At 58.9% G+C, this 20,643-nt stretch carries 21 protein-coding genes and 1 pseudogene; 10 read left to right on the top strand and 12 right to left on the bottom strand.

Annotated features, from left to right (window positions below; all coding sequences use genetic code 11):
• Positions 1–4: 4 nt before the first annotated feature.
• Positions 5–261 (bottom strand): annotated as a pseudogene (locus AACY07_RS13245) (c-type cytochrome).
• Positions 262–451: 190 nt separating this feature from the next.
• Between AACY07_RS13245 and yihA the strand changes: the two are divergent.
• Positions 452–1,102 (top strand): ribosome biogenesis GTP-binding protein YihA/YsxC, encoded by a 651-nt coding sequence (gene yihA, locus AACY07_RS13240; protein WP_261740502.1) that lies wholly within the window; start codon positions 452–454, stop codon positions 1,100–1,102.
• 345 nt (positions 1,103–1,447) lie between these two features.
• Here the strand turns inward: yihA and polA are convergent, their stop codons facing one another.
• The gene (gene polA / locus AACY07_RS13235) at positions 1,448–4,213 is read right to left on the bottom strand and encodes a DNA polymerase I (RefSeq protein WP_339475150.1); all 2,766 of its coding nucleotides are present in this window, start codon (positions 4,211–4,213) and stop codon (positions 1,448–1,450) included.
• 74 nt (positions 4,214–4,287) lie between these two features.
• On the opposite strand from polA, the gene AACY07_RS13230 reads away from it, so the two are divergent.
• Entirely contained in the window at positions 4,288–4,578 is a 291-nt protein-coding gene (locus AACY07_RS13230; RefSeq protein ID WP_019828138.1) for a DUF2782 domain-containing protein, read from the top strand.
• Between the two features lie 56 nt (positions 4,579–4,634).
• Positions 4,635–5,585, top strand: a complete 951-nt coding sequence (locus AACY07_RS13225; RefSeq protein WP_339475148.1) for a homoserine kinase — start codon at positions 4,635–4,637, stop codon at positions 5,583–5,585.
• Positions 5,586–5,744: 159 nt separating this feature from the next.
• Here the strand turns inward: AACY07_RS13225 and AACY07_RS13220 are convergent, their stop codons facing one another.
• On the bottom strand, positions 5,745–6,665 hold the full coding sequence (locus tag AACY07_RS13220; RefSeq protein WP_339475145.1) for a zinc ABC transporter substrate-binding protein: 921 nt from the start codon (positions 6,663–6,665) through the stop codon (positions 5,745–5,747).
• A 66-nt stretch (positions 6,666–6,731) separates the two neighbouring features.
• On the opposite strand from AACY07_RS13220, the gene AACY07_RS13215 reads away from it, so the two are divergent.
• The 7 genes from AACY07_RS13215 to AACY07_RS13185 all read left to right on the top strand — a co-directional run bounded on the left by AACY07_RS13215 (position 6,732) and on the right by AACY07_RS13185 (position 12,284).
• Entirely contained in the window at positions 6,732–7,214 is a 483-nt protein-coding gene (locus AACY07_RS13215; protein ID WP_133075098.1) for a Fur family transcriptional regulator, read from the top strand.
• Positions 7,214–8,002 (top strand): zinc ABC transporter ATP-binding protein ZnuC, encoded by a 789-nt coding sequence (gene znuC, locus AACY07_RS13210; RefSeq protein ID WP_339475142.1) that lies wholly within the window; start codon positions 7,214–7,216, stop codon positions 8,000–8,002. Before AACY07_RS13215 ends, znuC begins: the two co-directional genes overlap by 1 nt.
• The gene (gene znuB / locus AACY07_RS13205; RefSeq protein ID WP_133075096.1) at positions 7,995–8,783 is read left to right on the top strand and encodes a zinc ABC transporter permease subunit ZnuB; all 789 of its coding nucleotides are present in this window, start codon (positions 7,995–7,997) and stop codon (positions 8,781–8,783) included. The genes znuC and znuB overlap by 8 nt, the downstream gene beginning before the upstream one ends.
• Positions 8,784–8,820: 37 nt before the next feature.
• Entirely contained in the window at positions 8,821–9,537 is a 717-nt protein-coding gene (locus AACY07_RS13200; RefSeq protein WP_133075095.1) for a PA5502 family lipoprotein, read from the top strand.
• A 213-nt stretch (positions 9,538–9,750) separates the two neighbouring features.
• The gene (locus AACY07_RS13195) at positions 9,751–10,758 is read left to right on the top strand and encodes a methionine ABC transporter ATP-binding protein (protein ID WP_133075341.1); all 1,008 of its coding nucleotides are present in this window, start codon (positions 9,751–9,753) and stop codon (positions 10,756–10,758) included.
• Complete coding sequence (locus tag AACY07_RS13190; protein WP_219262030.1) at positions 10,758–11,432, top strand: methionine ABC transporter permease; 675 nt, start codon at positions 10,758–10,760, stop codon at positions 11,430–11,432. The genes AACY07_RS13195 and AACY07_RS13190 overlap by 1 nt, the downstream gene beginning before the upstream one ends.
• An 81-nt stretch (positions 11,433–11,513) precedes the next feature.
• The gene (locus AACY07_RS13185; protein ID WP_046809345.1) at positions 11,514–12,284 is read left to right on the top strand and encodes a MetQ/NlpA family ABC transporter substrate-binding protein; all 771 of its coding nucleotides are present in this window, start codon (positions 11,514–11,516) and stop codon (positions 12,282–12,284) included.
• 139 nt (positions 12,285–12,423) lie between these two features.
• On the opposite strand, the gene AACY07_RS13180 is transcribed toward AACY07_RS13185, so the two are convergent.
• From AACY07_RS13180 to coxB, 9 genes are all read right to left on the bottom strand, one after another.
• Positions 12,424–13,059, bottom strand: a complete 636-nt coding sequence (locus AACY07_RS13180; RefSeq protein ID WP_339475137.1) for an SCO family protein — start codon at positions 13,057–13,059, stop codon at positions 12,424–12,426.
• Positions 13,056–13,955 carry a heme o synthase gene (gene cyoE / locus AACY07_RS13175; RefSeq protein ID WP_133075092.1) on the bottom strand — a complete coding sequence of 300 codons (900 nt, stop codon included), beginning with the start codon at positions 13,953–13,955 and terminating at the stop codon, positions 13,056–13,058. Before cyoE ends, AACY07_RS13180 begins: the two co-directional genes overlap by 4 nt.
• Positions 13,943–14,992 carry a COX15/CtaA family protein gene (locus AACY07_RS13170; protein WP_133075091.1) on the bottom strand — a complete coding sequence of 350 codons (1,050 nt, stop codon included), beginning with the start codon at positions 14,990–14,992 and terminating at the stop codon, positions 13,943–13,945. The genes cyoE and AACY07_RS13170 overlap by 13 nt, the downstream gene beginning before the upstream one ends.
• Before the next feature lie 10 nt (positions 14,993–15,002).
• On the bottom strand, positions 15,003–15,596 hold the full coding sequence (locus AACY07_RS13165) for a hypothetical protein (RefSeq protein WP_339475135.1): 594 nt from the start codon (positions 15,594–15,596) through the stop codon (positions 15,003–15,005).
• Positions 15,571–16,308 carry an SURF1 family protein gene (locus AACY07_RS13160; protein WP_219262028.1) on the bottom strand — a complete coding sequence of 246 codons (738 nt, stop codon included), beginning with the start codon at positions 16,306–16,308 and terminating at the stop codon, positions 15,571–15,573. The genes AACY07_RS13165 and AACY07_RS13160 overlap by 26 nt, the downstream gene beginning before the upstream one ends.
• Complete coding sequence (locus AACY07_RS13155; protein ID WP_339475133.1) at positions 16,305–17,192, bottom strand: cytochrome c oxidase subunit 3; 888 nt, start codon at positions 17,190–17,192, stop codon at positions 16,305–16,307. The genes AACY07_RS13160 and AACY07_RS13155 overlap by 4 nt, the downstream gene beginning before the upstream one ends.
• A gap of 12 nt (positions 17,193–17,204) precedes the next feature.
• Positions 17,205–17,777, bottom strand: a complete 573-nt coding sequence (locus tag AACY07_RS13150; protein ID WP_133075087.1) for a cytochrome c oxidase assembly protein — start codon at positions 17,775–17,777, stop codon at positions 17,205–17,207.
• Positions 17,778–17,798: 21 nt separating this feature from the next.
• A complete protein-coding gene (gene ctaD, locus AACY07_RS13145) occupies positions 17,799–19,388 on the bottom strand; it encodes a cytochrome c oxidase subunit I (protein ID WP_133075086.1) in 1,590 nt (529 codons plus the stop codon).
• 82 nt (positions 19,389–19,470) lie between these two features.
• On the bottom strand, positions 19,471–20,595 hold the full coding sequence (gene coxB / locus AACY07_RS13140; RefSeq protein WP_339475130.1) for a cytochrome c oxidase subunit II: 1,125 nt from the start codon (positions 20,593–20,595) through the stop codon (positions 19,471–19,473).
• Between the last annotated feature and the right edge of the window lie 48 nt (positions 20,596–20,643).

Raw genomic sequence — 20,643 nt, 5'->3', positions numbered from 1 at the left:
GGGCTCACTCGCCTATCCACTGTAGGACAGATCGGTAATCCTCGACACTGCAGTCCATGCACAAACCACGCGGCGGCATCGCCTTGAAACCCTGGGTCACGTGTTGCACCAGCGCCTCCATACCTTGCTCAAACCTTGGCCTTAATGCTGGCCAGCATGGCAGACAATACAAACGCGGTTGTACACGGCTTCCGGATCCTGTGTAGCCTGAATGCTGTAACGTGGCCTCAAGACACCGGTAACTAGCAGCCATTTCGTCATAAAACGACCTTTTCAGGGTTGGGAGCTTGCTGCGTTCTAATGCGCAACCTGGTTTTTTCACTCCCGTGTTCTTCATCCTACGCTGGGACAAAGCGCACACAAAATCTGCGGCATTATATACTGGCGTCACTGAAACGGAAACGACACGCTCGCCGCGTCCATTCCTGACGCCGCTCACATCGGAAATCCCATGCAACTCAAGAACCCCATTCTAGGTCTGTGCCAACAGGCTACCTTCATGCTCAGCGCTGCCAAAGTCGATCAATGCCCCGATGACGAAGGCTACGAAGTCGCGTTTGCCGGCCGCTCAAACGCCGGCAAGTCCAGCGCACTCAACACTTTGACCCACGCCAGCCTGGCGCGTACGTCGAAAACGCCAGGGCGCACCCAGCTGCTGAACTTCTTCCAGCTGGACGAAGAACGTCGCCTGGTCGACCTGCCCGGCTACGGCTACGCCAAGGTGCCGATCCCGCTGAAGCTGCACTGGCAGCGTCACCTTGAAGCTTATTTCGGCAGCCGCGAAAGTCTCAGGGGTGTGATTTTGATGATGGATATCCGTCATCCAATGACCGATTTCGACCTGTTGATGCTCGATTGGACCGTGTCGAGCGGCATGCCGATGCATATTTTGCTGACCAAAGCCGACAAACTGACGTACGGCGCTGCAAAAAATACGCTGCTCAAAATTCAGTCGGATATTCGCAAGCAGTGGGGCGACGCAGTCACTATCCAGCTATTCTCCACTCCTAAGCGCATGGGCCTGGAAGAGGCGTACACCGTCCTTGCACGCTGGATGGAACTGCCGAACAAAGGCGAAGAGCTGGTCGAGGCTGGCGAGTAAAAATCCCGGGCAAAAAAAACCCCGGACTTCGCATGGGGGGAAGGAGGTCCGGGGTTCAAGTACTGGACCGCTAGGGCGGGGTCCAGATATCTGCCAACACTTAACACAACATTAGGAGCATTGAAGGGCTTCACCACCCGTTCAATAAATCTGAGTGGTGATTGGCAGATTTAGTTCCCGGAGGCTAAAAACGATTTGGAATAAGCCCGCTTGCAGACCAGGCGCCAAGCCGTAAAAACGTGTAGTCGCTGCCGAGGCACGAAGGCTGCGAGCCCTTAAAGATCAACAAAGATCAAGGGCTCGCAGCCTTCGTGCCTCGGCAGCGACTACCCAGGCTCGGCAGTTTTAGTGCGCCTCATCCCAGTTATTGCCCACTCCCACCTCAACCACCAGTGGCACATCCAGCTTCGCCGCTTCGCTCATGTGCACACGCACTTCATCGCGCACCTGATCCACCAGGTCTTCACGCACTTCAAGCACCAATTCATCGTGTACCTGCAGGATGACGCGGGCATCAAGACCAGACGCACTCAACCAGTTGTCCACAGCCACCATCGCTTTTTTGATGATATCGGCTGCGGTGCCCTGCATCGGGGCGTTGATGGCCGTACGCTCGGCGCCTTTGCGCAGCGCAGGGTTTTTCGCGTTGATTTCCGGCAAGTACAGGCGACGGCCAAAAATGGTCTCGACATAGCCTTGCTCGGCGGCCTGAGTCCGCGTGCGCTCCATGTAATCCAGCACCCCCGGATACCGCGCGAAATAGCGGTCGATATAGGCCTGTGACTGTTTGCGATCGACACCGATCTGCTTGGCAAGGCCAAAGGCGCTCATGCCATAGATCAGGCCAAAGTTGATTGCCTTGGCGCTGCGACGCTGATCAGTGGTGACATCACCCAGCTCAACCCCAAAAACTTCGGCCGCCGTAGCGCTGTGCACATCCAGATTGTTGCGGAAGGCATGCAGCAAACCTTCGTCCTTGGCCAGATGAGCCATGATCCGCAGTTCGATTTGCGAGTAGTCCGCCGCCAGCAGTTTGTAGCCTTTGGGAGCAACGAACGCCTGACGAATCCGACGACCTTCGGCGGTACGAATCGGAATGTTCTGCAAGTTTGGATCACTTGAAGACAAACGCCCGGTCGCCGTAACAGCCTGGTGGTAGGACGTATGAATGCGCCCCGTACGCGGATTGATCTGCTCAGGTAGCCGATCGGTGTAGGTGCTTTTCAGTTTGCTCATCGAGCGGTACTGCATCAGCACCTTGGGCAACGGGAAATCCTGCTCGGCCAGTTCAGCCAGCACGGCTTCGGCAGTCGAAGGCTGGCCTTTGGCTGTTTTGCTGATAATCGGCAAACCGAGTTTTTCGTACAGAATCACACCCAGTTGCTTAGGTGAACTCAGGTTGAATTCCTCACCGGCAATGGCAAAAGCCTCACGCTCAAGTGCAACCAGCTTGTCACCCAGCTCAACGCTTTGAATGCCCAGCAGGTTGGCATCTACCAGCGCGCCCTGGCGTTCAATACGCGCCAGCACCGGCACCAGCGGCATCTCGATGTCTGTCAGCACGCTGTTCAGGCTAGGGATCGCTGCCAGTTTTTCGTGCAGCACATGGTGCAGGCGCAAGGTCACGTCGGCATCTTCGGCAGCATACGGCCCTGCCTGCTCCAGGGAAATCTGGTCAAAGGTCAGCTGTTTGACGCCTTTGCCGGCTATGTCCTGAAAACTGGTAGTGGTGTGCCCCAGGTACTTGAGGGCCAGGCTGTCCATGTCATGACGGCTGCCTGTGGAGTCCAGCACATAGGACTCAAGCATGGTGTCGAAGGCAACGCCCTGCACCATGATCCCGCACGCCTGATCGCCACCGATGGCGCAGTTGGCCAGGATATTCATGTCGTACTTGGCGTGTTGCCCGACCTTGGCTTTACTCGGATCTTCCAGCAACGGCTTGAGGGCACGCAGGACGGTGTCGCGATCCAGTTGCTCCGGCACGCCCATATAGGAGTGGGTCAACGGAATATAGGCAGCTTCGCCCGGCTTGACTGCAAACGAGAGCCCCACCAGCTGTGCTTGCTGGGCGTCCAGGCCGGTGGTTTCGGTGTCAAAGGCAATCAATTTGGCGTCGTTGAGCTTCTTCAGCCATACGTCAAAACGGGCCTGATCGAGAATGGTCTCGTAGTGCTGTTCATCCGTTGAGGCGGGCAGCTCTTCCTGCACAATCACCTGACCGGCGCGCTTGGCCTCGCGCTCAACATCGGCAATCCAGCTTTTGAATTCCAGCTCGGTGTACAGCTCAATCAGTTTTTCGCAGTCCGGCGCCTTGAGGTGCAAGTCTTCCAGGCCGATGTCCAGCGGCACATCGACCTTGATGGTCGCCAGCTGATACGACAAAAATGCCATTTCCCGGTGTTCTTCGAGTTTGGCGGGCAGGTTTTTTGCGCCACGAATGGGCAGGGTCGGCACGATATCGAGCTTTTCGTACAGATCAGAAAGGCCACCGCCTACACCCACCAGCAAGCCAGACGCGGTCTTTGGACCAATCCCCGGAACGCCTGGAATGTTGTCGGACGAATCGCCCATCAGCGCGAGGTAATCGATGATCTGCTCGGGCGAGACGCCAAATTTCTCTTTGACGCCCTCGATATCCATCACGCTGCCGGTCATGGTGTTGACCAGGGTGATGTGGCCATCAACCAGCTGGGCCATGTCCTTGTCACCGGTCGAGATAACCACTGGTCGGTCTGCTGCTGCGCTGCTGCGAGCCAGCGTGCCGATGACATCGTCCGCTTCAACGCCTTCAACGCACAGCAGAGGGAAGCCCAGCGCGATCACACTGGCGTGCAACGGCTCGATTTGCACCCGCATGTCATCGGGCATGCTCGGACGATTGGCCTTGTATTCGGCGTACATGTCATCGCGAAATGTCCCGCCCTTGGCATCGAAAACCACCGCGAACGGGCTGTCCGGATACTGCTTGCGCAGGCTTTTGAGCATGTTCAACACGCCCTTTACGGCGCCTGTCGGCAGACCCTTGGACGTAGTCAGCGGCGGAAGCGCGTGAAAGGCGCGGTACAGATATGAAGAACCGTCCACCAGGACGAGGGGAGCTTGGCTCATGAGCAGGATCAACCTTTTCGGCGAGTCCGGCGCTAGAATGTCCGGACCAATGACGACAAAGGGACAAGGTTATCATGCGTACACTCAATCGCCTGTTGCTGACCGGTTTGTTTGCATTCACTCCGCTGGTAACCTTTGCAGCCGATGAAGCAGTCACCGCCGATCCAGATGTAACCATTCGCACGGAAGGCGATAAAACCATTCAGGAATACCGTCAAAACGGTTTCCTGTACGCCATCAAGGTCACCCCAAAAGGGGGCAAACCGTACTTTCTGGTGCGGGCTGATGGTACTGATGCCAATTACATCCGTTCCGACCAGCCGGATATGCTGATTCCTTCGTGGAAAATCTTCGAATGGAAGTAGCGTCTTAACTTTAATTGGCGCCGCCTCGCACGGCGCCCGTACTGGCAATTTAAATCATGTCTGTATTCACCCCACTGACTCGCAGCGAGTTGGAAACCTTCCTTGCGCCTTACGAACTCGGCCGCCTGCTCGATTTCCAGGGAATTGCCGCGGGAAGCGAAAATACCAACTACTTCATCAGCCTGGAGAAGGGTGAATATGTCCTGACCCTGGTTGAGCGCGGCCCGGTCAAAGAAATGCCGTTCTTTATCGAGCTGCTGGATGTGCTGCATGACGCCGACCTTCCGGTGCCTTTTGCCTTGCGCACCGTTGACGGCCAGGCCCTGCGCGAACTCAAGGGCAAACCGGCATTGCTGCAGCCACGCCTGGCGGGCAAGCATATTCGGGAGGCCAACGCGCAGCATTGCGCCCAGGTCGGGGAATTGCTCGGTCACTTGCACACAGCCACGCGCAACAAGGTACTGGAGCGCAAGACAGACCGCGGCCTGGACTGGATGCTGGCTGAAGGACCCGCCCTGATGGCTGATTTGTCGCCTGACTCGGCAGATTTGCTGCAAAAGGCGCTACAGGAAATCACTGAGCGCAAGGCACAGATCCTGGCACTGCCCCGGGCCAACCTGCACGGCGACCTGTTTCGCGACAACGCGATGTTTGAAGGCACCCATCTGACGGGGCTGATCGACTTTTACAACGCCTGCTCAGGTCCAATGCTGTACGACGTGGCGATCGCCCTGAATGACTGGTGTGCTGACGAAGAAGGTCAGATCGACGCCCCGCGCGCGCGCGCCCTGCTCGGCGCCTATGCGGCACTGCGCCCGTTCACGGCTGCTGAAGCCGAGTTGTGGCCCACCATGTTGCGCGTTGCGTGCGTGAGATTCTGGCTGTCGCGCCTCATCGCCGCTCAGACCTTTGCCGGTCAGGACGTGCTGATTCACGATCCGGGCGAATTTGAAAAGCGCCTGGCATTGCGTCAGACGGTGACCGTACAACTGCCGTTCGCGCTGTAACAAACACTGTAATCAATTGTGGGAGCGGGCTTGCTCGCGATTCAAACGGCGCGGTGTATCTGAACAGACGCGTCGATCCAATCGCGAGCAAGCCCGCTCCCACAGAGGTTCTGGCAAGCTGCAACTTTTGTGAACGCCACACAATCTGTGGGGGTCGGCTTACAAGCTTTCCAGACACCCCGCCAGATCATTGCCCAGCTTTTCCAGCAACTGCTCGTAGCCCTGCGCCGTCGCGGGGGTATAGCCGCCCAATGCATCCAGCTCCGCCAACTTCACCGGCAAGCCGGCCGTCAGCGTGTCAGCCAGACGCGGACGCAGCGGCGGGTCGCTGAATACGCACGTCTTGCCCACTTCCTGCAAACGCTTGCGCATGGCCGCTACGTGTTGAGCGCCCGGCTGCACTTCCGAAGCCACGCTGAACGTACCCGTGTGCTTAAGACCGTAAGCGCTTTCGAAATAATCGTAGCCTTCATGGAAGACGAAGAACGGCTTGTCGGCAATTCCGGCCATGCGGGCTTTCAAGCGCGCATTCAATTCGTCCAGACGTTCATTGAAAGCCTTGAGGTTGCCCTGATATCTGGCCGCATTGGCGGGGTCTTTTTCGCTCAAGTCTGCGGCCATTTTTGCAGCGATCACCCGTGCATTGTCCGGCGCCAGCCACAAATGCGCATCCAGTGTGCCAGGACGATGATCGTGATCATGTTCGGCGGCATCTTCTTCGTGGGAATGACTATCTTCGGCGAAATGACGCAGCTTCAAACCCGGCAGGGTTTGCACCGTCACTGATGGCAAGGTGCGTGTCTTGATCACTCGCGGCAAGAAACCCTCCATGTCCGGACCGATCCAGTACAAGAGATCCGCCGACTGCACACGCCGTACGTCGGATGGTCGCAACGCATAGTTATGCGGCGAAGCATTGGGAGGCAAAAGTACCTCCGGGTGCCCTACGCCGTCCTGTACGGCAGCGGCAATCAGTTGCAAGGGCTTGATGCTGGTCAGCACGTTCACCTCGGCCTGAGCCGGGTTAATCACAAGCAAACTGGCACTTAGAGCAAGAAAAAGGGAAAAAAGACGGGGCACGATGAGCACTCATGGTGGCTGAAACAGGTAACATAATAACGTCTCTCTCAAAAATCGTCGCCGCCCATGCCTATAACACCGCTTGCCAGTCGTCCCCATGACCATTCTCATTGTGTCCACAGTGCGCTTACTGAGGCCGATGTACTGTGTGCGCAAAAAGGCCTGCGCCTGACCGCTTTGCGACGTCGGGTGCTGGAACTGGTGTGGCAGAGCCACAAGCCGCTGGGTGCCTACGACATTCTGGCCGTGCTCAGCGAGCAGGACGGGCGCCGCGCCGCGCCGCCGACCGTTTATCGCGCCCTGGACTTCCTGCTCGACAATGGCCTGGTGCACCGCATCTCGTCGCTCAATGCCTTTGTCGGCTGTAGCCATCCCGAGCATCCGCATCAGGGCCAGTTCCTGATTTGCCGCACGTGCCACGCCGCGATCGAACTTGAACAAAAATCCATCAGTGACGCGATTATCAACAGCGCACGGGATGTCGGCTTTACTGTCGAAGGCCAGACCGTCGAAGTGGTCGGTTTGTGTTCGGGTTGCCGGGAGGCCTGATGAGCACTGCACTGATTCGCCTGCAACACGTCACCGTGACGTATGCCGGGCAAAACGTACTCGACAATATTGAGCTGAGCGTTGAGCCGGGCCAGATCGTGACCCTGATCGGCCCCAACGGCGCGGGTAAAACCACGTTGGTCAAGGCCGTACTCGGCCTGCTCAAGCCCACCAGCGGCAGTGTCTGGCGCAAGCCTAAACTGCGTGTTGGCTACATGCCCCAGAAGCTGCACGTCGACCCGACACTGCCGCTGTCGGTGCTGCGCTTTTTGCGTCTGGTGCCCGGTGTAGATCGCGCCCAGGCCCTTGAGGCACTGAAGGAAGTCGGCGCCGAGAAGGTCATCGACAGCCCGGTGCAAAGCGTTTCCGGCGGTGAAATGCAACGTGTGCTGCTGGCCCGTGCCCTGCTGCGCAAACCCGAATTGCTGGTGCTCGATGAACCGGTTCAAGGCGTGGACGTAGCCGGCCAATCGGAGCTGTATGCCCTGATCACCCGCCTGCGCGACCGCCACGGTTGCGGCGTGCTGATGGTTTCCCACGATTTGCATCTGGTGATGAGCACAACCGATCAGGTGGTGTGCCTTAATCGCCACGTCTGCTGTTCAGGCCATCCTGAGCAGGTGAGCGGCGACCCGGCCTTTGTCGAACTGTTTGGCAAAAACGCACAAAGCCTGGCGATTTATCACCACCACCACGACCACGCCCATGACTTGCATGGTTCGGTGGTCAACGAAAACACCACGGCGGCATCCGCCCACGTTCACGGAGAAGGCTGCAAGCATGGCTGATTTTCTGCTTTACGCCCTGCTGGCAGGTCTGGCTTTGGCAATCGTTGCAGGACCTCTGGGTTCGTTCGTGGTGTGGCGCCGCATGGCCTACTTCGGCGACACGTTGTCCCATGCGGCCCTGCTGGGTGTAGCGATGGGCTTCTTGCTGGACATCAGCCCCACCATTGCCGTGACCGTGGGCTGCCTGCTGCTGGCCGTGCTGCTGGTAACGCTTCAGCAACGCCAATCGTTGGCATCCGACACGTTGCTCGGAATTCTCGCCCCGAGTACCTTGTCCCTCGGGCTGGTCGTACTAAGCTTCATGCATGAAGTTCGGATTGATCTGATGGCGTATTTGTTTGGCGACCTACTGGCCATCAGCCCTACCGACCTGATGTGGATTCTGGGCGGCAGCGCTGCGGTACTGGCGCTTCTGGTTGCGCTGTGGCGGCCGTTGCTGGCGATTACTGTTCACGAAGAACTGGCCACGGTGGAAGGTTTGCCAGTGGCCGCGTTACGCTTGACCCTGATGCTCTTGATCGCCGTGGTGATCGCCGTGGCGATGAAGATCGTCGGCGTGCTGTTGATCACCTCCCTGCTGATCATTCCGGCAGCAGCGGCCCAACGCCATGCGCGCTCTCCGGAGCAAATGGCACTGGGCGCCAGTGCCCTGGGAATACTGGCCGTGTGTGGTGGCCTGGCCTTGTCATGGTTCAAGGACACGCCGGCGGGGCCATCGATTGTGGTGTGTGCCGCTGCACTGTTTTTGCTGAGTTTTGTTCTGCCCCGTCGAGGGGTGTAGACTTGCTTGTTTTTTGCGCACTTAGAGAGCCGCAGGAATGAAGCTGTTCAACTTCCGTTACTTGCTCCTGGCCGCATTTTCCTTGCTGCTGGGCGCCTGCCAAAGCACGCCGTCGGCCGATACTACTGCCGTTGACGCTCGCGCTGCGGCCATCGCACAACTGGAGCAAAACCTGGCCAGCAGCGAACTCGCGACCGCTGAAGACCAACTGAGCACCTTGCAGGCCCAGACGCCGGATGATCCGCAATGGGTGCAGTACCAGCGCCAACTGGCCGAAGCCTACCTGCAGCGCAGCCAGATCGTTCTGCAAAAAGGTGACGTCAACGCCGCAGCCACAGCCCTGAGCCGTGCCCGCGCCCTGATGCCCAAAGCACCTGCGCTGACGGGCGGCGTCAACAGCGCCATTGCCCAGGCACGCAAGGCCGAGCTGGATAAAGCCGAGGCAGCCCTCAAGGCAGCTGAAGCCCGTCCACCGGCCAAGGTGATCGACCCGGCGGCCCTGAGCACCACCGTAGCGCTGAACATCACCGATAGTGCGAAACTTCGCCATCAACTGGATTTGATCGCGCAAGATATCGTCAATTACCAGTGTGCCGTCAGCCTGCAGGTTCCGCGTACGGCGGACTACCCGTGGCTGGCCACACTGATCAGCAAGCGCGTTAAAAAGCTCGACCCCGGGTTTGACCTGAGCCTTGAGCGTCAGATCATTCGCCATGTGCCTGCGCAATTGGTACTGACACCGCGCAAGCCTTGATACAAAAAGTCGCCGCCTGTGCCAACCCAGAGTATTGCGCCCTAGCGCAACACTGGCACACGCGGCGATTGGCATTTTCTGACCTTTGATTTCTTATTCCAAAATCAAAGGAATGCCCATTAATAAATGCTAAGTCAAGCATATGCGAGCACGATAAGATGCGTGCCCGGCTTACCGCTGAACTTCTATTTACGCGCCCACAAGGTTCGCTACGTGATTGAGTTTCATAACGTTCATAAAACTTACCGGGTTGCCGGTAAGGACATTCCCGCGTTGCACTCCACCAGTTTGCGTGTTGAGAGCGGCAAGGTGTTCGGCCTGATTGGCCACTCCGGTGCGGGTAAAAGTACATTGCTGCGTCTGATCAACCGCCTTGAAACCCCGAGCGGCGGCAAGATCATCGTCGACAACGAAGACGTGACCGCAATGGACGCCAACGGCCTGCGCCGCTTCCGTCAGCAAGTGGGCATGATCTTCCAGCACTTCAACCTGCTGGCCTCCAAGACCGTGGCCGACAACGTTGCAATGCCTCTGACACTTGCCGGTGAGTTGTCCCGCAGTGCTATTGATCAGCGCGTCGCTGAATTGCTCGAACGCGTGGGCCTGTCTGATCACGCCAAAAAGTACCCGGCGCAACTGTCGGGCGGCCAGAAACAGCGTGTGGGCATTGCCCGTGCCCTGGCAACCAAACCCAAAGTATTGCTGTGCGACGAGGCCACCAGTGCCCTCGACCCGCAAACCACCGCCTCTGTGTTGCAACTGCTGGCCGAGATCAACCGCGAGCTGAAGCTGACCATCGTGCTGATCACCCATGAGATGGATGTCATCCGTCGTGTGTGTGACGAAGTGGCGGTGATGGATGCTGGCGTTATCGTCGAGCAAGGTCCGGTGGCCGAGGTGTTCCTGCACCCCAAGCACCCGACCACCAAGCGCTTTGTGCAAGAAGACGAGCAGATCGACGAGAGTGAGCAGCGCGACGATTTCGCTCATGTCCCTGGCCGCATCGTCCGCCTGACCTTCCAGGGCGAATCTACCTACGCGCCTCTGCTGGGCACCATCGCCCGCGAAACGGGCGTGGATTACAGCATCCTGGCCGGCCGCATTGACCGCATCAAAGACACCCCTTATGGGCAACTGACCCTCGCCATCACCGGTGGCGACATGGAAGCGGCGTTCGCCAGCTTCGTTGCTGCTGACGTTCATATGGAGGTGCTGCGCTAATGGAATCCTTCCTGGGCTTCTTCTCCAACATTGATTGGTACGAAATATGGCTAGCCACCGGCGACACCATGATCATGCTCGGCGGTTCGCTGCTGTTCACGGTATTGCTCGGCCTGCCGCTGGGCATCCTGCTGTTCCTGTGCAGCCCGCGCCAGCTTCTTGAACAGAAAACCCTGTATGGCGCGCTGTCTTTTGTGGTGAACATCCTGCGCTCGCTGCCGTTCATCATTTTGCTGGTCGTCATGATCCCGCTCACCGTGGTGATTACCGGGACATCATTGGGCGTTGCCGGGGCCATTCCACCATTGGTGGTGGGCGCCACACCGTTCTTTGCCCGCTTGATAGAAACAGCCTTTCGGGAAGTGGATCGCGGCATCATCGAAGCCACTCAGGCTATGGGCGCCAATACGCGTCAGATCATTACCAATGCCTTGTTGCCCGAAGCGCGCCCCGGCATTTTTGCCGCGATCACGGTGACGGCAATTACGCTGGTGGGCTACACCGCAATGGCGGGCGTGGTTGGCGCTGGCGGTCTGGGGGATTTGGCCATCCGGTTCGGTTATCAGCGCTTCCAGCCTGACGTGATGATCGTCACAGTGGTGCTGTTGCTGATTCTGGTGCAAATTCTGCAAACCGTTGGCGACAGGCTGGTGGTTCACTTTTCACGCAAGTAAACGCGACCCGCGTCAATAAACGTAACCGCCAGCCCACGGCTGGCAGATACCTGAACCCAGGTATTCACAAGGAGTTGCTGAATGAAGAAGTTATTTGCTGCTGTGGCCGCTGTTGCGGCGTTTTCGGCCCACGCGGGCGACCTGTCGGTAGCCGCTTCCCCGGTGCCGCACGCCGAGATCCTGGAGTTCGTGAAACCTGCATTGGCCAAAGAGGGCGTCAACCTCAAGGTCAAGGTCTTCACTGACTACATCCAGCCAAACGTACAAGTGGCCGAAAAACGCCTGGACGCCAACTTCTTCCAGCACCAGCCGTACCTGGATGAGTTCAACAAGGCCAAGGGCACCCACCTGGTCAGCGTTGCAGCCGTTCACCTTGAACCGCTGGGTGCTTACTCGAGCAAGTACAAAAAACTTGATGAACTCAAGGATGGCAGCACCGTTGTCATCCCCAACGACGCCACCAATGGCGGCCGTGCGCTGCTGCTGCTGGACAAGGCTGGCCTGATCAAGCTCAAGGACTCGACCAACATCCTGTCCACGGTCAAGGACATCACCGCGAACCCTAAAAACCTGAAGTTCCGCGAACTGGAAGCCGCCACCATTCCGCGCGTGCTGACCCAGGTTGATCTGGCGCTGATCAACACCAACTACGCGCTGGAAGCCAAGCTGAACCCGGAAAAAGACGCACTGGTCATCGAAGGCAGCGACTCGCCTTACGTGAACATTCTGGTAGCTCGCCCGGACGATAAAGATTCGGCTGACATGCAAAAGCTGGTTGCAGCCCTGCATACCCCGGAAGTGAAAGCCTTCATTCTGGAAAAATACAAAGGCGCCATCGTTCCGGCGTTCTGATACCCACCATCGCGACCAAACCCCTCTCCATGTGGGAGCGGGCTTGCTCGCGATGGCATCATTACGGTTTGTCTGAAAGACCGTGCCGCCTGCATCGCAGGCAAGCCAGCTCCCACACAGCAGTTTTCTGCAACCTTCCTTACTTGCGTTCAACCAACCCCGGCAACTGGGCAACCATCTTCTGGTTGTTGAACGGTGCGCGGATAAAACCTCGCTGAGTGCCGTCCGGCCCGATCAGCGCCAGATTTCCACTGTGATCCACCGTGTAGTTCGGCTTGCTGGTATCCGCCGGAATAAACGGAATGCTCACCGCGTTGGCCAGTGTTTGCAGCTCATCGATAGAGCCCGGCGTCAGGCCCACAAACTGCGGGTCAAAGTAGCCCAGGTACTGCTTGAGCTGTTGCGGTGTATCGCGATGGGGGTCGACGCTGACCAGCACGATTTGCAGTTTGTCCTGCACCTCTTTAGGCAGCTCGCTTTTGATCTGACGCAACTGGGCGAGGGTGGTCGGGCAAATGTCCGGGCAAAAGGTGTAGCCAAAAAACAGCAGGCTCCACTTGTCTTTCAGCTCGTTCATCACCACCGGCTGGCCGTCCTGGTTGGTCATGGTCACCTGCGGCAACTGACGGCTTTGCGGCAGCAAAATGATCCCCGCATCAATCAGAGACGTGTTGTCGCCCTGACTTTTACCCGACATCATTTTGTTAAACGTCAGGCCCATGACCAACGCCACCAGCGCAACGAGGATATAGACGGTTTTTTGAGTTTTAGTCATAGGTTCAACACTAGGTAGTGATCGACAAGCAGCGCGATAAACAGCAAGAACAGGTAATAGATAGAGTACTTGAACGTGTTGATCGCCGCGTGCGGCTGGGTGCCACGGTACAACACCCACGCCCAATGCAGAAAGCGTGCGCCCAACCCTAGCGCACACGCCAGATAGAGCAAGCCGCTCATGTGAATCACAAACGGCAGCAGGCTGACTGCCAGCAGCACGAAGGTGTACAGCACGATATGCACCTTGGTGTAGTGCTCGCCATGGGTCACCGGCAACATCGGGATATCAGCCTTGGCGTATTCCTCCTTGCGATGAATGGCCAGCGCCCAAAAATGCGGCGGGGTCCAGGCGAAGATAATCAGCACCAGCAGCAGCGGCTCGGCGGTGACGTGCCCCGTGACTGCCACCCACCCCAACAATGGCGGCGCCGCACCGGCCAGCCCGCCGATCACAATATTCTGCGGCGTGGCCCGCTTCAAAAAACCGGTGTAAATCACCGCGTAACCCAGCAAAGACGCCAGCGTCAGCCAGGCGGTGAGGGGATTGGTAAACGTCAGCAGCAGCCCCATGCCCGCCAAGGCCAGCAACAGGGCGAATGACAGCGCGCCAAGCGGTGACACACGCCCCTGCGCCAGCGGGCGTTTATGGGTGCGGGCCATGACGGCGTCAATGCGCCGGTCCACCACATGATTGACCGCCGCAGCCCCGCCTGCACACAGTCCAATCCCCAGGTTTCCGAAGATCAGCACTGTCCAGGGCACTCCGGCACGGGTCGCCAAGAACATGCCCACCAGCGAGGTAATCAACATCAGTACCAGCACTTTGGGTTTGGTCAGTTCCAGATAATCGCGCCACAACGCTTGCTGCGCCCGTTCGCCAATCAAGGTCGCCACGGCTGTTCTCCTTTCAGGCTGTAGGTCCAGCGGGCAAAGCGCGGGGCCCTGACCCTGACCAGGGCCGTACGCGCGTGGTAGTTGACCAGCACCAGCGTCATCAGTAACGCCGCGCCACCGGCGTTGTGTGCCACCGCCACCGCCAGCGGCAAGCCAAACAGTACATTGCTGAGCCCCAGACTGATTTGCACCGCCAGCGCCACCAGCAGCAACCCCGCCAGGCGGGTCATGCCGACCCTGCGCAACTGCCAGGCCAGGCCCAGCAACACCAGGGTCAGCAACAACGCGCCCAGACGATGGGTGAGGTGAATTGCCGTACGTGCCTCACTGTCCAGTTGCCCGCCAAGGTAGTTGGGACCGATGTGCTGAGTCAGGTGAAAGCCATTGGCAAAGTCAGCTTCGGGCCACCACTGGCCGTGACAGGTCGGTACGTCGACACAGGCCACCGCGGCATAGTTGGAACTGACCCACCCCCCCAGCGCGATTTGCATGATCGCCAGCACCAACCCGGCCGTGGCCCAGCGCTGCAAGCGACGGGGCACAGCCAGCGCGGGCAAGACTCCGGACAAGCGCAGGGTCAGCAAAAACAGCAGGCTCAAGGTCGCAAAACCGCCCAGCAAATGGCCCGTGACCACCTGCGGCCATAATTTGAGCGTCACCGTCCACATGCCAAAAGCCGCTTGGGCAATCACCACCAGCAAAATGAACAGCGGCAGCTTGAGCGGTTGATCCGGCACATGCCGTTGCCGCCAGGCCCGTGCCGCCAACAGCACGATCAATAAGCCCAGCGTGCCTGCGAAATAACGATGGGTCATCTCGCTCCAGCCCTTGTCAGCCTCCACCGGAGTATCGGGAAAGTGCAGTTCGGCATGTGCCAGTTGCGCCTCGGTCTTGGGCACGCTGATAAAGCCATAGCAGCCGGGCCAGTCAGGGCAACCGAGCCCGGCGTGGGTCAGGCGGGTGTAGGCGCCGAGCAGCACCACCACCAGCGCCAGCAAGGTGGCAAACAACGCGAGGCGAAATCCAGCTTTGGCCATGACAGAGCCCCTATCCGATATTGGACAGCTTGAGCAGCAGGCGCAGGTCGTTGAGCACGTCCTTGCCAATAACCCCGGGGCCGTAGCGCAGCACCAGATTGCCGTGGGGGTCGATGATCCACAGTTGCGCAGCACCGTTGCCCTCGGCGCCCTGTGTATAAGTCGGCACGTCCAGGGTGTAGCGCTGTAACTGCGGATACTCGAGTTGCAGCTTGGCGGCGTAGGCCGCGTCCACCGGCTGTGCGACCGCCAGCCCGTGGGTTGCACGGGACGCATCGCGGCCCAGGCCGATTTGCAGTTGGCGGGCCAGATACACCAGTTGCTGGCAATCCGCATCGCAGGCCTGTGGCGCGGTCACCAGCAATTGCCAGCGTTGCTCATCGGCCGCCACCCCAAGGGCGGCCCGGCTTTGCCCGTCGCCAATCAGCTCACCGTGATAGCTACGGCTGTCGGGCACCCAGAATTTGAGTTTGTACATGCCCGTGGCCAACACCATGGGGCCAACGGTAAGCAGCAAAATAAGGATCAGCTGCAACCGTCCGCGCCGACGTGTAGCCGGGGACGGGACGCGTGCGGTATCAGGCTGATTGATGGCCGTTCCCATGGCGTTTCTCCTGAGCAGTGTGCCAACCGAGGTACAGATAAAGACCGAGCAAGGCCAGCGCCATCGCGAACCACTGCACGGCATAAGCGGTGTGTTTCTCCGGGCCCATGCCCGTGGAGATCAGCGGCCAGTCGGCCTGATACGCTGCGGGGCCCGGAGCGATACGCACCTCATCGGCAAAACCTTCGCGGCCCAGCTCGGCCCACAATTTGTCAGGCATCACAGCCGTTACCAGTCGTGGCCAGGGCGCGTCCGACGGATCGGCGTGTAACTGAAAGGGCGTGCCCGGAGACTCATAGACCCAGGCCTGAACGTCCAGTATCTGATCGGGGGTGGTGAACACGGGCGGTGTCTGGCGGCTCGGCCACGGCAACCAGCCACGATTGAGCAGCAGCCACTGACCGCTGGCCTGATCCTGAAAAGGTTGCAGCAGCTCGACGCCGACCTTGCCGTCCCGTACGCGGTTGTCCAGCAACAGGCTGTGTTGCCCATCCAGATGCCCGCGCAACTGCACGCGGCGAAAGGCCGGGCCGTCCAGGGTCAGCAGTTGCCCGACCGTTACCGGCGCGGCCACCTGGCGCTCGGCGTAGCTGTCGAGCAACACGCGTTTCTGCTCACCGCGGCCAAGCTGCCAGAACCCCAGAAACACCAGCACAGGCAGCAGTGCCAGCACCACCAGGGTGGGTGCAACACCGGGACGAAAGCGCGTCATAGCACGTAGACAAACAAGAACAGGCCGAGCCAGACCACGTCCACAAAGTGCCAGTACCACGTTGCGGCCTGGAAGCCGAACTGGTGCTCGGCAGTGAAATGCCCTCGAACGATGCGAATCAGCATGATCAGCAAAATCAGTGCACCAATGGTCACGTGGGCGCCGTGAAAACCGGTGAGCATGAAGAAAGTCGCGCCGTAGATCCCGGAGCCCAGGGTTAGCCCCAGTTCTTTGTACGCGTGGACATACTCCTCGGCCTGGAACCCCAGAAAACCGGCGCCCAGCAGCACCGTGACGGCCAGCCAGAACTTGAGTGCCCCGCGATGACCTTTGTTCAGTGCGTAGTGGGCAATGGTGAGCGTGATGCTGGAACTGACCAGCAGCACTGTGTTGAGCAGTGGCAAGCCCCAAGGGCTGATGGTGCCTTTGGGCGGCGGGTAGAGGGTCGGGTCGGGGGTGTGCAGCAGCGGCCAGGCAAATTGAAAGTCAGGCCACAACATGTGCGCCACGCCCTTGCTGCCTTCGCCACCCAGCCAGGGGCCCGCAAAGTGGCGTACATAAAACAGCGCGCCAAAAAACGCGAGAAAGAACATCACTTCGGAAAAAATAAACCAGGTCATGCCCCAACGGAACGAACGGTCCAGTTGCGAGCTGTAGAGCCCGGCGCGGCTCTCCTTGATAACCGCGCCGAACCAGCCAAACATCATGTAGGCCACTATCAGGGCGCCGACAAAGAAGATCAGCGGGCCATGGGATTCAGGCCGCGCCGCCTTCAGATCGTTGAACCAGGTCCCCAGGCCATACACCGTGACCAGCAAGCCGATCGTGGCAATGATCGGCCACTTGCTTTGCGCCGGGACGTAGTACTGATCATGAGTTGCCATGGGGCTTTCTCCTTATCGGGAAGGCTGGTCAGCGTCCTTGCCAGCGATAGCGGCGACGGGCGGATGGCGAGCGGTGATATCGAACAGCGTGTAGGCCAGCGTCAGGTGTTTCACATCCTTGGGCATGGCCCGATCGACGATAAAGCGCATCGGCATCTCGATCCGTTCACCCGGTTGCAGCACCTGCTGGGTAAAGCAAAAACACTCGGTTTTGTGAAAGTACTGAGCCGCTTCGGCGGGAGAAATACTCGGCACCGCCTGCGCCGACATGGGGTGGTCGGTGGGGTTGTAGGCCACAAAGACCATCTCGTTGACCGAGCCGGGGTTGACCACCAACTGATCGCCCTTGGGATAAAAGTCCCACACCATGTCGATGGCATTGGTGGACAGAAACTGCACCCGTACCTGACGACTCGGGTCCACCACCTGCTCACCTTCGTACTGCCCGGCAGTCTTGCCGTTGATACCGAAGGCCCTGCACATCACATCGTAAATAGGTACCAGCGCAAAGCCGAAGGCGAACATCACCACCACCATCAGTGACAGGCGCAGGACCAGACGCTTGATGGAAGAGGACTCAGTCATGACCTTCTCCTGCAGGGATGTTCACTTGATCTCCGGAGGCGTCGTAAAGGTGTGGTAAGGCGCAGGTGAAGGCACGCTCCACTCCAGACCCTCGGCACCGTCCCACGGTTTGGCCGGTGCTTTCGGGCCGCCGCGAATGCATTTGATGACGATAAACAGGAACAGAAACTGCGTAACGCCAAACATGAATCCGCCAATCGACGACACCATGTTGAAGTCGGCAAATTGCAGGTTGTAGTCCGGAATCCGCCGCGGCATGCCCGCCAGCCCCACAAAGTGCATCGGGAAGAAGGTCAGGTTCATGCCCACAAACGACAGCCAGAAATGCAGCTTGCCCAAGGTTTCGTCGTACATGTGACCGGTCCATTTCGGCAACCAGTAGTAGGTCGACGCGAAGATTCCGAAGATTGCTCCCGGTACTAGCACATAGTGGAAATGCGCCACCACGAAATAGGTGTCGTGGTACTGGAAGTCCGCAGGGGCAATGGCCAGCATCAACCCGGAAAACCCGCCAATGGTGAACAGGATCACAAAGGCCACGGCGAACAGCATCGGTGTTTCAAAGGTCAGCGAGCCTTGCCACATGGTGCTGGCCCAGTTGAACACCTTGACCCCGGTCGGCACCGCGATCAGCAACGTGGCGTACATGAAGAACAGTTCGCCCACCAACGGAATGCCGACCACAAACATGTGGTGCGCCCACACGATAAACGACAGGAACGCGATGCTGGCCGTGGCGTAGACCATCGAGGTATAGCCGAACAGCGGCTTGCGCGAGAAGGTCGGGATGATCGAGCTGACGGCACCGAAGGCCGGCAGGATCATGATGTACACCTCGGGGTGCCCGAAGAACCAGAACACGTGCTGGAACAACACCGGGTCTCCACCACCGGCCGCGCTGAAAAAGCTGGTGCCAAAGTGGATGTCCATCAACATCATGGTCACCACGCCCGCCAGCACCGGCATGACCGCGATCAGCAAGAAGGCCGTGATCAGCCAGGTCCAGACAAACAGCGGCATTTTCATCAAGGTCATGCCGGGGGCACGCAAATTCAGGATAGTGGCGATCACGTTAATCGCGCCCATGATTGAACTGATACCCATCAAATGAATGGCAAAAATAAAGTAAGTCACGCTTTCGGGTGCGTACGTTGTGGACAGTGGCGCATAGAACGTCCAGCCGAAATTGGGCCCGCCACCGGCGGTAAACAAGGTCGATACCAGCAGCAGGAACGCTGCGGGGAGCAGCCAGAAACTGAAGTTGTTCATCCTCGGCAGGGCCATGTCGGGTGCGCCGATCATCAACGGAATCATCCAGTTGGCCAGGCCGACAAACGCGGGCATCACCGCGCCGAACACCATGATCAGCCCATGCATGGTGGTCATCTGGTTGAAAAAGGCCGGAGCCACAATCTGCAGGCCGGGCTGGAACAGCTCGGCGCGAATGACCATCGCAAACGAGCCGCCGAGCAGGAACATGCAGAAGCTGAACCACAGGTACAAGGTACCGATGTCTTTGTGGTTGGTGGTCAACACCCAGCGCATCAGGCCTTTGGCCGGACCATGGGCCTGGCCGTCTGCATGTCCGTGGTCATCGATAACAGCACTCATGTCCTGACTCCTGCAAACAGCTGGACCAAGAAGCCAGCGGCACATTGCCCCCGACCGTTGCGTGCGCACTTCACTGAGCGGCTCACTTGCCTTGCGCCTGTTTGAGCGCCAGCACGTCTTTTGGCGTCACCATGTCGCCCTTGTTGTTGCCCCAGGCGTTGCGTTCATAGGTCACGACGGCGGCGATATCCACTTCGGACAACTGCTTGCCGAAAGCGGCCATTGCCGTGCCCGGCTTGCCGAAGAAGACGCGGTGCAGGTGATCGGCGGCCGGGCCGGTGGCAATCGGCGAACCCTTGAGCGCCGGGAACATGGGCGGCAGCCCCTGGCCTTCGGCCTGGTGACAGGCTACGCAGGCGGTGTGATAGACCTTGTCGCCACGAGACACCAGCTCGTCGAGGGTCCAGTCCTTGCTGGTCAGCTCCTTGAGCTGCGCGGCCTGGGCCTTGCGCTCGGCCAGCCAGGCGTCGTAGTCCGCACGGGTTTTGACATCGACCACAATCGGCATAAACCCGTGGTCCTTGCCGCACAGCTCGGCGCATTGGCCGCGATAGATGCCGGGCTTCTCGACGCGGGTCCAGGCTTCGTTGATAAAGCCCGGAATGGCATCACGCTTGACCGCAAAGGCAGGCACCCACCAGGAGTGGATAACGTCGGCGGAGGTCACCAAAAACCGCACTTTGGCGCCAATGGGCAACACCAGTGGCTCATCGACTTCGAGCAAGTAGTGCTCGCCCTTGGGGGCCTGGTTATGGATTTGATCGGCGGGTGTGGCCAGGTTGCTGAAGAATTCGACGTCCTGGCCCAGGTATTTGTAATGCCACTTCCACTGATAGCCGGTGACCTGGATATCCACATCCGAATCACTGCTGTCATAGATATTGATCAGGGTCCTGGTCGCAGGCACAGCCATCGCGATCAGGATGACCAGAGGGATTACGGTCCAGAGAATTTCGACCGTGGTGCTCTCATGGAACTTGGCCGCCACCTGGCCGGTGGAGCGACGGTGAACGATCATTGACCAGAACATGGCACCGAAGACGATGATGCCGATCACCACGCAGATCCAGAAGATGATCATGTGCAGGTCGAAGACCGCATGACTGACTTCGGTCGCCCCAGGCGACATGTTCACTGTCCAGGCCGCGTGAGCCTGGCCGAACACTGACCACAACAGCAAACCCATCCATAGATGTGGATGTCGCATCGCGGTGCTCCCCTTTATTTTTCTTGTTATTGCGCCGGTCTGCATCTG

Origin of the sequence: Pseudomonas sp. RL_5y_Pfl2_69 (assembly GCF_963970465.1) — a bacterium.
Lineage (GTDB): Bacteria > Pseudomonadota > Gammaproteobacteria > Pseudomonadales > Pseudomonadaceae > Aquipseudomonas.
The sequence above is the reverse complement of the archived record's forward strand: the minus strand, read 5'-3'. Positions and strand labels throughout refer to the sequence as shown.